Raw genomic sequence first — 13669 nt, 5'->3', positions numbered from 1 at the left:
GCCGGCCAACTTGTTCAGCCGACCCGGGCCTTCCATCGCGGTTCGGGCCGGTGAGGCGCGCCAATCGGCTGGAGGGTGCTGACCGGCGGGAACAGGGCTTGCCGAAGTCTCTGTCGTCGCGCAGGCAGGGCCACCCTCCAGGTGCAGAAGGCCATCGGGCTCTCCCCCCGTCCGGACTTCGGCACGGCCGCGACGGCGGTGATTTCGCACGCGGGCCGCTGGGAGCATCATTTTTCCTTGCCGCCTGACCGGAAAGGCCGTGTATGCCACCGACACGGCTTCCCCGGCGCGTTCCCGGAGTTCACCGCCGAACGCGACAAGACCTGACCAGCGGGCGCCGGCACTCCGGCGGCTATCCGCCGAACGCGGCCAGATGGTGCTGCGACGCCATCAGCAGGTGCCGGTACACCCGCTGGACGTCGGGCGCGGTCAGCCCGTCGAGGGCCTTGCGCAGGTCGGTGATGTCGGTTGTCTCCACCGTGCGCCCGACCTGCAGCGCCGCGGCTTCGCTCGCCGATCCCTGCGCCAGCAGCCGGTCGTAGGTCGCCTGCACGGCCGGGGTGGCGAAGCGGCCCTGTGCCTGGCCCGCGGTGGGATCGGTGACCTGGTAACGGCTCATCAGCGTCCGCACGGCGTTCAGATGCGCCGTCTCCGCCGCCGCGATCCGATCGAAGACCACCGTGTCGTACCGGGCGTCGAACGCGGTGTAGAGGTCGTGCGCGAGCTTCTCCTCTTCCGCATTGGCGGCCAATGCGGTGCGCTGGGCCTCGCTCAGGATCCCGCTCGGGTCGGCCACCCCGCCGAGGCAGGTGCCGTCCCGCTGCCGGTCCTGCACCATCATGCCCATCCCGGCACCCCGGCCGGGGCCGTTCCCGGTCCCGGCGGGCCCGCCGGCCGCGAACGCGGGGATCGCCACGGCCGCACCCACGGTCACGAGCCCACCCGCGGCGATGGCGGTGATCAGTGTCCGAGTCCGCATGACTTCCTCCTTCCGGACTCCCCTGCACCCTCAGGATCGGCCGACCACGCGCAGCCGGTGTGTGGTCGATGTGGAGATGACGTGGAGCCCGCCACGCCGGGCCTTTCGACCCTCGATCCACCCGGCGCCCACCCGGCACCCTGCGAGGGTGAGTGCCACCGTGCTGGTCGTCGAAGACGAGAAGGAGATCCGGGAACTGCTGCGCCGCTACCTCGAGCGCGCCGGCTTCGCGGTGGTGACCACCGGCTCCGGCGCCCGAGCGCTCGCACTGCTCGAAGCGCGTGCCGCCGGACTCGTGCTGCTCGACCTCGGTCTACCGGACGTCGACGGCGTCGAGGTTCTGCGCGCGGCCCGCGACCGCGGCCGGGTCCCGGTCGTCGTGCTGACCGCGCGAGGCTCGGTCGACGACCGGATCCGCGGGCTGGAGCTGGGCGCCGACGACTACGTCACCAAGCCGTTCAGCCCGACCGAAGTCGTGCTGCGGGTGCAAGCCGTGCTGAACCGGACGGCCGGTACGCCGGACACCACCACGGCGACGTTCGGGGACGGCCGGTTGCGCATCGACGACAGCCGGCACGAGGTCCGCTGGCAGGGTGACCTCCTGGAGCTCACGCCCACGGAATGGGGTGTGCTCACCGCGCTCGCGGCCGTACCGGGTCGGGTGTACTCGCGCTACGAGCTGATCAACCGGGTCCGCGGCTACGAGTTCGAGGGTTACGAACGCGTCGTCGACTCGCACGTGAAGAACCTGCGCCACAAGCTCGGCCCGGACGGACCGGACGTCGTCCAGACCGTCCTCGGCACCGGCTACCGGCTGGGACTGCGCCGTGACCGCTGACCGCGACACCCACGGCGGACCGCTCGCTTGGCGGCTGCTGTTCGCGTTCGTCCTCGTCGCGCTGTCGTCGGTCGCCGCGCTGACCGTGGCCGCGCTGCTCGGCACCGACCGCGGCCTCGCCTCCGCCGAACTCGCCGCCCGCCAAGCGACCGCGGCGCAGGTGGCCTCCGCCGCGGGCACCGCCTACCAGCAGGCCGGTGGTTGGACCGGAGCCCGGCTCGACGAAGCCACCGCGCTCGCCGCCGGAGCCGGAGCCCAGCTCGTCGTCCGCGACACCACCGGCTCCCCGGTCACCGGCCGCCACCACGGCATGGGTGCGGGCCCGATGGGCCCCGCGCCCGGCGGCGGGCGGGTCACCGCACCGATCGTGGTGGCCGGCCGGACCGTCGGCTCGGTGCAGCTGGCGTTCGGCACCTCCACCGCCACCGCGGCCAAGGAGATCGCCTGGACCTGGATCGCCCTCGCCGCCGCAGTCGCGCTGCTGCTGGCCTTGACGGCCGCCTGGTTCGTCAGCCGCCGCATCGCCACACCCCTACGCCGCCTCACCGCCACGGCGAAGAGCATCGCCGCCGGCGACCGCTCCGCCCGCGCACGGGTCCGCGCGCCGGGCGAGCTCGGCGAGCTGGCGGCCGCCTTCGACGACATGGCCGAGCAGGTCACCCGGGCCGACCGCGCCCGCCGCCACCTCACCGCCGACGTCGCCCACGAACTGCGCACCCCGCTCGCCACCCTGCAAGCCGGCCTGGAAGAACTGCGCGACGGCCTCGAACCACCCGACACCGCCCGGCTCACCAGCCTGCACGACCAAGCCCTGCGGCTCGGCCGGATCGTCCAAGACCTTTCCGAGCTGGCCGCCGCGGAATCCGCCGCGCTGTCGCTGCACCGCCAAGACACCGACCTCGCCGAACTGGCGGCCGACGCCGTCCGCAACCACACCGCGCACCTGCGCGCCGCCGGGATCGACGTCCACACCGACCTCGCCGGACCACTGCCCGTCCGCGTCGATCCCGATCGGCTCCACCAGGCGATCGGGAACCTGCTCGGCAACACCGCCCGCTACGCCCGGCCCGGCGACAGCGTCACCGTCCGGGCCTACGCCGACGGGAAATCGGCAGTGCTCGAAGTGGCCGACACGGGCCCCGGTATCCCGCCCGACGAACTGCCGCACGTGTTCGACCGGCGCTGGCGCGGGACCGGCACGTCGGTACCCGGCGCCGGACTCGGGCTCGCCGTCGTCCACGAACTCGTCACCGCCCACAGCGGCACCGTCACCGCCCGTTCGACGCCGGGCGAAGGCACCACCTTCACCATCCGGCTCCCCCGGAGCTGAGAAGTCGGTTCAGCATGAGCCAGGCGAAGGTGTGCTCGACCGGCCGGCGGATGGTGCCCAGGCCGGAGCCGTGCTCGACCCCATGGCGGGCGGTGTTGCCGCATCCCCAGGACCGAGTCCCCCTCGGACGAGCGGGCACGCCGATGGCGAGGTGGGCCCCGTAGCGAAGAGTTGGCCGCCGACCAGCTTCCCCGGGTCGCCGCGTCGCGCACCCAGGGTTGGCGGATCGCGTCATGCGGGCGTTCAGCCACACTCGCTGGTGCTGTCTCCGGCCAGGTCGGCCAGGCGGCCGGGTTGAGTGCCACGAAACCAGTAAGACTAGGCGGGTAAGCCGGGCCAATCACCCACGAAGAAGTATTCGACCTGCCTGCTGGCGCTCGCGTCCTCGAGCCCCGCGCCTTCGGTCATGGACAAGAGGTTGTGCACGCACCGCAGCAGTGTGTGCACGTCCTGGTGAACCAGTGGGTCGAGACCGTGGATCACCACCGCCACCGGCTGGGGATCCGGCGCGGTCAACAGGTCCCAGAGACGGTCGTTGAAGGCCGCCCAGCTGCCCGCGCCGACCTCGGAGAAACCCAGGGTCCGCGTGAGCTTCGCCAGGAGGTCGTCCGCGAAATCCGATGATTCCACATCGCCCGCCACGCTAACGACCCGAAATCCTTTTCCAGCGAGAGACGCGATTAATTCCTCAGTTCGACCGGCCGTTATCAAATAAGGACGGTGAGCAAGCCCGGGTAGCGCGGCCGAAACGTCGATCCACGGCCGGGACAAGTCAGGTTGTTGACTCCGCAGCGGCAGCCGAGTGTTGTCAGCTTCCACAGTTCGGCCCTCTCAGCTGCACGAATCCATCCTTGTAGTGGCCTGTGCACCATAGCTCGCCGCGATCATCGAAAACCAAGCGGCCGGATTGCGGCTGGTCTCTCGCGCCGCTGGGCGCGTTCGCCGCCGCGACGCGGCGGGAGCCGGAGTGTTGTTCCTCGTGGTGACGATCGCCCGGTCGATCGGGAGGTCAACCGGCTGTCTCGGGTGCACATCGGTTCAGCTCGTCCGGGCCATGCGACGTGGCCCCAGGACATTCCGAACTCGGCTTCACGGGACCGTCGGCCGCCCTGGTGGGTTCGGGTCGATGTCGGCCGTGCGGGAGGCTTGCCGAGGCATCCGGCTGAGGCTGTCGAGGATGAGGTCGAGCCCGAACTGGAACTCGTCGGCGAAGGCGAACCCCGTTTTCGCCAGTTCGGTGACCACCTCGGCGAGGTAGGGGTAGTCCTCGAGGCCCGACGGTTGCCGGCCCACGACGGCTTCTTGCCGTCGCGCCGCTTCCGCCGGGATGTCGCCGGCGAGGGTCTTCTCCTGGAGGGCGAACCCGTAGACGTAGGCGTCCATCAGGTTGTACGCGTGCACGGCCATGCGGAAAGGAAAGCCCGCGTCACGGCGGAGGCACCGCATCACCGCGTTGTGGTGGTGCAGGTTCGCCGGTCCCGGAGTACCGGTCTCCATCCGGCCGACCGCCCACGGGTGACGGAGCAAAGCCTGCCGCATCGACGCCGCGCGGAGGCGCATGGCGGTCTGCCAGTCGACGTCGACGGGCACCTCGACCTCGGCGAAGACCAGGTCGACCATGCCGTCGAGGAGTTCGCGCTTGTCCGCCACGTGCTTGTAGAGCGCCATCGGCACGACGCCGAGCCGGTCCGCGAGCCGTCGCATGGTCAAAGCCTCGAAACCGCCCTCGTCCGCCAGTTCGACGGCGGCGCGCAGCACCTTCGCGCGGTTGAGCCGCTCCCGGCCGACGGTCGCGGCGGTGTCCTGCATCAGGGGTCCTCCACCTCGTGACCGGGTGCCCGGTCTTGACAGGTGTACATCGTACGCCTAGCTTGGGCGCGGCAGAGGTGTACTTAGTACACCTCGGTCGTATCCGTCTCGGAGGAGCCAGGCATGAGTGCGACGCCAACACCCGGCAAGACGAAGCAGTTCTCCATGGCGCCCGACGCAAGGAGGCTTTCGCGGGCCACCGGAATCGCTGCCGCGCTCGCGGGGGCGCTGTTCATCGCGGTCCAGGTCGGGCACCCGGCCATGGACGTCTCGGCGGTCACCACCACCGACTGGGCCGTGCGCAGCACGGGGAAGGCGCTCATGGCCGCGCTGGCGCTCGCCGGCATCACCGGCATGTACCTGCGCCAAGTGCGGCAGACGGGAATCCTCGGCTTCCTCGGTTACGTGTTGTTCGCCGTCGGCTATCTGTTCATGTTCAGCGTCGAGGTCGTTGCTGCCGCTGTTCTGCCCGCGCTGGCGCACACCGCGCCCGGCTACGTCGCAGACGTCCTCGCCGTCGCCTTCGGTGGCACCGCGACCGATGGCATCGGCGCCATGCAGACCGTCTTCGTCGTCAGCTCCGTCGGCTACCTCGCCGGCGGGTGCCTGTTCGGTATCGCGTTGTTCCGGGCGCGCGTCCTCGCCCGGTGGGCCTCGGCGCTGCTCGCCGCGGGCACCGCCGCCACGGTCGCGCTCGCGGTACTGCCGGAGTCGTTCAACCGGCCGTTGGCCGTTCCGACCGGAGTGGCGCTGATCGGTTTGGGCATCTCGCTGTGGCGGGCCGAGGCCATGGCCGGCGACACCCCCACGCCTTCCCGTGCGGAATACCTCGCAGCGCGCTGACCAGCCGGCAGGCCGGTGCCCGATGGGAGGAGTCAAGAAGGCCAGAAAACCGGCAACCGAGACGGATCACCGCCCGCCGGCCCGGACACATGGTCCACCTCGACGGGAAGAAGACCGGCCCGATCGCCGACGCCCGGGCGGTCGCACGTCCCCGAGCAGGGGCAGGTGTTCGCTGAGCGGCTCCGGGTCGAGGGCACGGGCCCGGCGGCAGTGCCGAGGTCGCATCCGGTCCGGATGCCGATCTGCCGGCCTTCGGTGGCACCACGCCGAGGACCGCGGCTTTCATCCGGACTGCCGTCCGGGCCTGTCAGGTTTGCCAGCAGGGGGCCGGATTTCTAGGATCTCGGCATCGCGAGCCGGAGTGCTCGATCGTCTGGGAGTTCGGAGGTTCACCGATGGCGAGTGCCGGCCGGCGAAGAGCCAGCAGCGGGCTTGACCGTCCAGGAGGTGCCGAGGAACGCCGGCGGTGGGCCCGTCCGATCGAGACAGCCCAACTGCCGGTCATCCCTGGAGAGCCGCGGCAAGCGGACACCGAGCAGGACGGGCGCCGCGCGCGGTTGGAACGGCTGGCCCGGGAAGCGGCCGACCCACAGCTGCGCGCGGGCGCGCGGATCCGCTGGGCGGCCGTGTTGGTCGCGGGCGCGGCGGTGGTGCTGGCAAGCATCGCCGCGCTGACGACGACGATGTCCGGCCCGGCGCAGCCGCCGCGCGAGGCGGCGTTGTTTTCGGCGCCGCTCGAGCCGGCCGCCCCGCTGCCGTCGAGTGCCATCCCGGCTCGGTCCGCCGCGCCCACGACCTCGGCCACGCCGGCCACGACCTCGGCCACGCCGGCCACGACCTCGGCGACGCCGCCGGCCACGCCGACACACTCGCCCACCCGCCCGAGCGTCGCCCCACCACCGCCGGCTGCCCCGGTCGCGCCCACCCCGCACTGTCCGACCGCCGAGACGGCGACGCTCAACGACGACGCGAACGGCATCATCTACAGCGGACCGTGGTACTCCGCCGGCAAACGCGGCTTGGGCGACTTCCACGACGACGTGCACGCCACGAGGGAGGATGGCAGCCAGGTCCGCTACACCTTCACCGGGACCGGCATCGCGCTCTTCAGCGAGACCTACTCCGACGAGGGCCGGATGGACATCTACCTCGACGACGTCTTCCAACGCACCGTCGACACCACCAGCCAGGTCCGGCACGCCCAGCAGAGCGTGTTCAGCGCCTGCGGCCTGTCGCCGGGCCGCCACACCATCCGGGCCGTCAAGCGCAGCGGCACCTACATGCTGCTGGACCGCTTCGACGTCACGCCGTGAACCGCTGGGCTCGTCGGGTCCACATCGGATCACCAGTGCCGGTCCCACGGTGCGGTGCCGAACTGGCGCTTGAACGCGGGCGAGAAGGCGAACGTCGAGGTGTAACCGACCTTCGCGGTTCGGGCACCTGGGCCGCACCGCTGAACCGGCCGGCCCAGTCTCCGCGGCGCCGGGGCCACCATTGCCCGCGCGGTTCGGATTTCCCTTCACGGGAACGGGTTCATTGCCGGAAGAGCGCCGCGTGTGGTCGCGCGTCTCAGCCGCAGGCACGTCCGAGACTCGTGACCTCGCGGACGGCCGCGGCGATGGCCGGTGCGTCCTTCTTCAGCAGTGCGCCGTGGTTGCTCGGGACCTTCGCGCTCACCTTGATGTTCGGGTTGCGGGAAGTCACCCCGTCGAGGCTGGTGCGAAGCACTTCCTGTTCGTCGCCCTTGCTGCCGAAGGACGTCCCCGACGCCACCACGTACCGCACCGGCACCGTGATGCCGTCCAGCACCGGGCCCAGCTCACGCTCGCGCGACAGCACCCCGAGCTCGATGTTGCTTTCAGCCTGCTGGGCCGCACTCATCCGCGGGGTCAGGCCGGTCGGGCGCAGCAACGGCATGACCAGGTTCAACCGCTTGAACAGCTTCCGGATCCGCAGCTCCATCGCCTCGTCGAGCCAGTCGTACGGGTAAGCCCCGTCCACCAGCACCGCGCCGATGGCCCGCTCCGGGTTCCGCCCGGCCCAGTGCGCCGCCACCACCGCCCCGTAGGACCAGCCCACCACCACCGCCCGGTCGACGCCGCGGGCCGCCAGCACGGCGTCGACGTCCCGCACGGCGGCCTCGAACGAGTAGTCCGCCGACCGCTTCGACTTGCCGCGGGCCCGCTCGTCGAAGGTGATGTGCCGGAACTCGCCGCCGAGTTCGGCCAGTACCCGCCGCCAATACCCCTGCGTGGCGAACTGGCCGTTGCAGTAGAGCACCGGGACGCCGGTGCCACCGGTGTCGGTGACGGCGAGCGCGGTGTCTTCGACCGGCAGCATGCCGGTCCAGGCCGAGATGGTCGAGGAAGCGTCGGTGTTTGTCATGCCGCTACTGTCGGCAGCTCGCCTGACACCGGTCTGACTCCGTCCTGACACGGGTTCCGGAAGGCGGGGAACCCTGGCTTCCCCCTGGTGTCGCGCAGGCACTTGGCCAGGACGACGGCGTCCCCCATCGCCATCGACGCACCGCGACCGGCGTTCGGCGGCATGAGCAGTATCGCCGATCACGATCATCCGGCCGGCCTGCCACCTCCGCGTCGAAGCGATGTCCTAACCGTTGGCCGGCGCTGGTGGTGACCCACCGGCCGGCGGCCTTCGCGCACTTCCGGCGATCGACCTCAACCCGGCTCACTCGGAGAGCCCGGCCTGGCGACCCGCCCGGCAGCCCGGGGAAGCTCGATGTGGACGCACGTGCCCTGGCCCGGAGAGGGATCCGCGAACCACACCCGGCCACCGTGGGCGCGGACCGTGTCCGCCACGATGGCCAGCCCGAGGCCGGAGCCCGGGAGGGCACGGGCGGCCGGGGCGCGCCAGAACCGGGCGAAGGCCCGTTGCCGGTCCCCCACCGGGATTCCCGGGCCCTGGTCGGTGACCACGAGCCGGCCGGGCTCGCCCCGCACGCGGATGACCGAGCCCGGCGGCGAGAACTTGATCGCGTTGTCGAGCACGTTCAGCACCGCCCGTTCCAGGGCGGCGGCGTCGCCGGCGGCCGACCACGGAGCCAGCTCCACCACGAAGCCGTGCCGTGCCGTCCGGCTCCGAGCGCGGGCGACCGCACGCTCGACCACGGCCGCCACGTCCACCTCCTCGTGGGCCAGCGCGCGGTGGTCCCTGGCCAGCACCACCAGTTCGCCGACCAGGTCGCCGAACTCCGCGGCCTGGGCCTGCAGCCGGTCCACGATCCTCGCCCGCCGTCCGGGCGGCAGGGCGCGGCCGGTGCGCTCGCTGCGGGCCAGCAGATCGATGTTGGTGCGCAGGCTGGTCAGCGGGGTGCGCAGTTCGTGCGCCGCGTCGGTGACCAGCTCGCGCTGTCGTCGCCGGGAATCCCCCAACGCCCCCGTCATCGCGGTGAACGCCCGGCCAAGCAGGCCGACCTCGTCGCGGCCTGCCACGGGTACCGGGGTGTCCAGGTCCTCGGTGCGGGCGATGTGCTCGGCCGCGGCGGTGAGCCGGCCCAGGGGCGCGAGCACGCGGCGGGCCAGCAGCAACCCGGTCGCCGCCGCGAGGAGCACCCCCGCCAGGCACACCAGGAACAGCAACGTGCGCAGGCCGGCCAGGGTCTCCTCGACCGGGGCGAGGCTGCGGCTGATGGCCACGACGTCGCCGTCGCCGGCCGGGCGCAGCAGCACCCGCACCGGGACGCCCGCCGCGGTGGTCCCGTCCCGCAGGGTCACGGCCGTCACGACGTGGTCCGCTTGGCCGGTGACCACCGCGTCCACCCCGGCGGGCACGCACCCCGTGCCGTCGGCCCGCAGCAGCTGGATGCCCTCGAGGAACCGCTGCAGGTGGTGCGCGGCCGGATCGCACAGCAGCGCCTTGCCGGCCATGGCGGGCGCGGCCGCCCCTTCGCGCATGGTGGCGAGCGTCGGGACCTCCTGGTCGAGCAGGGTCCGGTCGAGCTGGGCGAGCAGGTGGTGCCGGGTCGCGACCCAGGTGATCACCCCGATGCCGATCACCGCGGCCGCGACCACCCCGGCCGTGATCGCCGCGACCCGGCCGCGCAGCGTCATCGGCCGTCTCCGCCGTCCCGGAGGACGAATCCGACCCCGCGCACGGTGTGCAGCAGGCGATCGCCGCCCGCCGCCTCGGTCTTGCGGCGCAGGTAGCCCACGTAGACGTCGAGGGTGTTGGCGCCCGGCGGATACCCCCAGACGCGCCGCTGGAGGTGGGCGCGGGTGAGCACCCGCCGCGGCGCGGACAGGAACGCGCGCAGCAAGTCGAACTCGGTCGGGGTCAGCGCGATCGGCCGGCCGTTCCGCGTCACCTCGCGGGTCACCGGATCGAGGACGAGGCCCGCGTGCCGCAGCGGCTCCCGCCGGGGTGCCGGGGCACGGTGCCGGAGGAGCGCACGCAGCCGGGCCAGGAGTTCCTCCAGTGCGAACGGCTTGACCAGGTAGTCGTCGGCGCCCGCGTCCAGGCCGGTGACCCGGTCGCCGAGGCCGTCCCGTGCGGTCAGCAGCAGCACCGGCAGGCGCTGCCCGCTCCCCCGCAGCCGCCGGCACACCTCCAGGCCGTCCACGCCCGGCATCAGCACGTCCACGATGGCGAGGTCGGGGCGCGGCCCGGCCGCGAGCCGCCGCAGGGCCCGCTCACCGTCGGCCGCGGTCTCCACCGCGTAGCCCTCGAACTCGAGGCTGTCGCGCAGGCTCTCCCGCACGTCCGGGTCGTCGTCCACCACCAGAAGCCGCACCGGCACAAGGTAAACCCGTCGACGCGCGATGCGCACCGCTCTCACGATCTTCTCAGCGTCCGCCCAGGCCTCTCTCATCCGCGGCCCGGCAGCGTGGACGCCATGACCGATTTCCCCCGCCGCACCTTCCTCGCGGGCACCGGCCTCGCCGCCGCCTCGCTGCTGTCCCCCGCACCGGCGGCCGCTGCCGAGAGCACCGAACCGGACCGGCTGTTCTCCGGCGGCTGGTTCGCCGCCGCCGACCGCGGCTACGCCAGGATCCTGCGTGAGCGCCCCGACGACGCGCACGCCATCGCGCAGCGGGGCTACCTCGCCCTGCTGGGCAACAGGTTCGCCGACGCCGAGCAGTTCCTGTCCCGGGCGGTCGCCCTGGGCGACCCGGCTTCGCGGCAACGGCTCGCCGAATGCTTCGTCCGGCAGGACCGGCACGACCGCGCGATCCCCCTGCTCCGATCGACCGGCGATTCGCGGGACGCGGCGTACGCCGAGCTGTACTCGCACCTGGACGGCCCGGCATGGCAGGTGCACGGAGCAGCGGACACGAGCCTGCCGTTCCTCATGACCGATCCGGTGCCCGCCGTCGAGGCGTCGGTGAACGGCGGCCCGCCGCAGGGCTTCCTGCTCGACACCTACGCGCCGCTCGACCTGAACCAGGCCGACGCCGAGCGCGCGGGGCTCCGCTCGGTCGCCACCGTGCCCGGCGTGGCCATGGGCGGGCCGATCACGATCCACCTCGGCGTCCTGGAATCGCTGCGCGTCGGCGGTGTCGAGCTGCGCAACATCCCGATGCAGTGGGCCGACATCCGGCGGCCCGCCCTCCCGGACGGCACGCAGCCGGCCGGCGTGCTCGGGACCACGGTCTTCTACCACCTGACGGCCACGATGGACTACGCCGGCCGGGCGCTGCGGCTGCGGCGAGCGGGGTGCCGGACCGCCGGCCACGGGCTGCCTCTGTGGCTGGCCGGCGACCACTTCCCCTGTTCGCTGGGCAGCGTGCTCGGCTACGGCCCCCGGGTGGTCACCCTCGACACCGGCGGGCTCGCCCACGGCCTGGACACCACGGTGGAGCTGGCCGAGCAGCTGGGGATCCCCGTGGACCGCGCCCATCCGCGGCAGATGGGCGGCACCACCGTCTACCCGATCACCGCGGAGCGGATCAGCCTCGGCGGAGCGACCGGGCACGACGTGCGCGGCTTCGCCGCCGAGCGCGGCGGTCTCGGCCTGCCCGGGCCCGGCCAGGCCGGGCAGTTCGGGTTCACGCCCATCGCGAACTTCACCCACGAGTTCTTCAAGCCGTTCGCGATCACGTTCGACTACACCGCCATGCGGCTGTTCATCCGCTGACGCGGATCAGCCCTCCCCGGTCCAGTGCCGCACCTCGGGCAGGTCCTCGCCGTGGGCGCGGATCCACCGGCGGTGGCGGCCCTGGGCCTCGGTCATCCGCTGCCGGAGCACGCCGGCCGTCGCGACGAGACCCGCACGCGTTCGATCACGTCGATGACCGGCTGGAACCGGTCCATCTGGTTGCGCACCGGCATGTCGAACGGCGTGGTCGTGAGGTCGTGAGGGATGGGCGTTCGCGGCCAGGGAATCACGGGCGTCCGGGGATCAGGACCTTGTCGATGACGAACACCGTGGCGTTCTTCGCCGGGACGTTCCCGCAGAGGATCTTCGCGCCGTCGACGGTCATGTTCTCGCCCGCGCCCTCGATCTTCAGCGGACCGGCGGCAGCGTCGAGCGGCGCGACCGAACCGGCGGTGGCGAGCCCCTTGGCGTCATAACGCGTGCCGATGACGTGGTGCTCGATGATCCGGACCAGGTCGCCCGGCCCGGCCGTCCCCAGCGCCGCGAACGCGGGGTCGGCGGGAGCGAACACCGTCATGGCCGGCCGGTTGTCGAGTGCGTCGACCAGACCGGCGGCCGTCATCGCGGCCACCAACCTGGTGAGCATCGGGTTCGCCGACGCGACCGACGCCACCGGCCGCGGGCCCCGCGGCAACCGCGGGCAAGCCGGGCCGAACACATCGGCGTCGGTGGTCACCCCATCGGGAGTTCCGCTCATGCCCGCGCTCGGCGGCGGCGCCATCGAGACAGCCGGACCAGCCGGGGAAGCCGGGGCACCGCTGCCGCACGCGGTGAGCGTGCACACGGCGGCCAAGACGGAACCGGCGAGACGAACCTTCGTCACGAAGCACTCCTGGGTGGGCGGGCGGAAAATCCACGGTGGATTCGCGACTCGCATCGGGTGGGACGGCCGGGAACGGGTCGACCACTCGATTGGCTGAACGACGCAACCAATCCGCTCGGCAGGCCGGCCCGAACCACGAGGTGCACCGGTACCGAGGGAAGGCCGTTTCCGTGAGGGATTTCGACGAGGGCCTGGCCGAGCTCACCCGCCGGGTCGCCGGGGCGGCCGAAACCAGGGTCGCCCTCGACGACCTTCCGGACCTTCGCGAGGTGCGCTCGCGCGTCACCGCGTCGCTGACCTTCGGAGCGGGTGCCGCGGATCGGTTCGGAGGTGTTCTCCTCGTCATCGACGAGCTCGTCGGGAACGCCTACCGGCACACCACCGGGGCCCGCGAACTGCACGTCGTCCGCGAGGCCGAGCACCTGCTGGTCGAAGTCGGCGACCGCGGTCGGGACGTCACAGAGGTGCGGGCGTGCCGCCCCGGATCGGGGCGGTACGGGCTCCGGTTGGTCGAGCAACTGTCTCTCGACTGGGGCGTACGCGCCGAAGACGGCGGGAAAGTGGTCTGGGCGCTGGTGCCGATCACGGTCTTTCCCCTCTGCCCCTGAGCGCACCCCGGGGGCCGGTCGCCGACACGGCCCGGGAGTGATCCGGCGGTGGCGGCGACCGGCGGACGCCGCCGCTTCGGCGTCCCCGGCGGCGGATCTCCTGCTACCCGCCGCCAGACTGCGATCGCTGTCCCAAGACGAGCGAAGGACGGCCACCCCAGGCTCCAGGAGGACTGGGAGCCCGGAGTGACCGTCCGGTGCCGGCCACCCGTCGGCGGCCAAGCCGGTGCTACTTGTTGGTGCCCGGGGTCAGCACCTTGTCGATCACGAAGACGGTGGCGTTCTTGGTGGGGATGTTGCCGCACAGGATCTTCGCGCCGTTGA

Annotated in this window: 14 protein-coding genes and 2 pseudogenes; 7 read left to right on the top strand and 9 right to left on the bottom strand. The window is 72.3% G+C overall.

What is annotated here, in order from left to right; all coding sequences use genetic code 11:
• Positions 1-141 precede the first annotated feature (141 nt).
• Entirely contained in the window at positions 142-327 is a 186-nt protein-coding gene (locus tag ACWEGE_RS38335) for a hypothetical protein (protein WP_449665381.1), read from the top strand.
• 25 nt (positions 328-352) lie between these two features.
• Here the strand turns inward: ACWEGE_RS38335 and ACWEGE_RS38330 are convergent, their stop codons facing one another.
• Positions 353-979 (bottom strand): DUF2202 domain-containing protein, encoded by a 627-nt coding sequence (locus ACWEGE_RS38330; RefSeq protein ID WP_449665380.1) that lies wholly within the window; start codon positions 977-979, stop codon positions 353-355.
• 148 nt (positions 980-1127) lie between these two features.
• Between ACWEGE_RS38330 and ACWEGE_RS38325 the strand changes: the two genes are divergently transcribed.
• Positions 1128-1817, top strand: a complete 690-nt coding sequence (locus tag ACWEGE_RS38325; RefSeq protein WP_449665379.1) for a response regulator transcription factor — start codon at positions 1128-1130, stop codon at positions 1815-1817.
• A complete protein-coding gene (locus ACWEGE_RS38320) occupies positions 1807-3147 on the top strand; it encodes a sensor histidine kinase (RefSeq protein ID WP_449665378.1) in 1341 nt (446 codons plus the stop codon). Before ACWEGE_RS38325 ends, ACWEGE_RS38320 begins: the two co-directional genes overlap by 11 nt.
• 318 nt (positions 3148-3465) lie before the next feature.
• Here ACWEGE_RS38320 and ACWEGE_RS38315 read toward each other — a convergent pair whose 3' ends face one another.
• On the bottom strand, positions 3466-3789 hold the full coding sequence (locus ACWEGE_RS38315) for a hypothetical protein (protein ID WP_449665377.1): 324 nt from the start codon (positions 3787-3789) through the stop codon (positions 3466-3468).
• A gap of 447 nt (positions 3790-4236) precedes the next feature.
• The gene (locus ACWEGE_RS38310; RefSeq protein ID WP_449665376.1) at positions 4237-4956 is read right to left on the bottom strand and encodes a TetR/AcrR family transcriptional regulator C-terminal domain-containing protein; all 720 of its coding nucleotides are present in this window, start codon (positions 4954-4956) and stop codon (positions 4237-4239) included.
• Between the two features lie 123 nt (positions 4957-5079).
• Here ACWEGE_RS38310 and ACWEGE_RS38305 point away from each other — a divergent pair, with 123 nt between their 5' ends.
• Together ACWEGE_RS38305 and ACWEGE_RS38300 are read left to right on the top strand one after the other, a co-directional pair.
• On the top strand, positions 5080-5799 hold the full coding sequence (locus tag ACWEGE_RS38305) for a hypothetical protein (protein ID WP_449665375.1): 720 nt from the start codon (positions 5080-5082) through the stop codon (positions 5797-5799).
• 557 nt (positions 5800-6356) lie between these two features.
• On the top strand, positions 6357-7112 hold the full coding sequence (locus ACWEGE_RS38300) for a hypothetical protein (RefSeq protein ID WP_449665374.1): 756 nt from the start codon (positions 6357-6359) through the stop codon (positions 7110-7112).
• Positions 7113-7368: 256 nt separating this feature from the next.
• Here the strand turns inward: ACWEGE_RS38300 and ACWEGE_RS38295 are convergent, their stop codons facing one another.
• The 3 genes from ACWEGE_RS38295 to ACWEGE_RS38285 all read right to left on the bottom strand — a co-directional run bounded on the left by ACWEGE_RS38295 (position 7369) and on the right by ACWEGE_RS38285 (position 10549).
• A complete protein-coding gene (locus ACWEGE_RS38295) occupies positions 7369-8184 on the bottom strand; it encodes an alpha/beta fold hydrolase (RefSeq protein WP_449665373.1) in 816 nt (271 codons plus the stop codon).
• A gap of 293 nt (positions 8185-8477) precedes the next feature.
• Complete coding sequence (locus tag ACWEGE_RS38290) at positions 8478-9869, bottom strand: HAMP domain-containing sensor histidine kinase (protein WP_449665372.1); 1392 nt, start codon at positions 9867-9869, stop codon at positions 8478-8480.
• A complete protein-coding gene (locus ACWEGE_RS38285) occupies positions 9866-10549 on the bottom strand; it encodes a response regulator transcription factor (protein ID WP_449665371.1) in 684 nt (227 codons plus the stop codon). Before ACWEGE_RS38285 ends, ACWEGE_RS38290 begins: the two co-directional genes overlap by 4 nt.
• A gap of 102 nt (positions 10550-10651) precedes the next feature.
• Here ACWEGE_RS38285 and ACWEGE_RS38280 point away from each other — a divergent pair, with 102 nt between their 5' ends.
• Positions 10652-11893, top strand: coding sequence for an aspartyl protease family protein (locus ACWEGE_RS38280; protein ID WP_449665370.1), 1242 nt, complete (start codon positions 10652-10654; stop codon positions 11891-11893).
• Between the two features lie 6 nt (positions 11894-11899).
• Here the strand turns inward: ACWEGE_RS38280 and ACWEGE_RS38275 are convergent.
• Positions 11900-12114: pseudogene (locus ACWEGE_RS38275) on the bottom strand (phosphoketolase family protein); the annotation flags it as partial.
• Positions 12115-12140: 26 nt separating this feature from the next.
• Positions 12141-12737, bottom strand: coding sequence for a fasciclin domain-containing protein (locus ACWEGE_RS38270; RefSeq protein ID WP_449665369.1), 597 nt, complete (start codon positions 12735-12737; stop codon positions 12141-12143).
• Positions 12738-12907: 170 nt separating this feature from the next.
• On the opposite strand from ACWEGE_RS38270, the gene ACWEGE_RS38265 reads away from it, so the two are divergent.
• On the top strand, positions 12908-13345 hold the full coding sequence (locus ACWEGE_RS38265) for an ATP-binding protein (RefSeq protein ID WP_449665368.1): 438 nt from the start codon (positions 12908-12910) through the stop codon (positions 13343-13345).
• A gap of 229 nt (positions 13346-13574) precedes the next feature.
• Here ACWEGE_RS38265 and ACWEGE_RS38260 read toward each other — a convergent pair.
• Positions 13575-13669 (bottom strand): annotated as a pseudogene (locus tag ACWEGE_RS38260) (fasciclin domain-containing protein); the annotation flags it as partial.

The organism is Amycolatopsis sp. NPDC004747 (assembly GCF_053601335.1).
The sequence above is the reverse complement of the archived record's forward strand: the minus strand, read 5'-3'. Positions and strand labels throughout refer to the sequence as shown.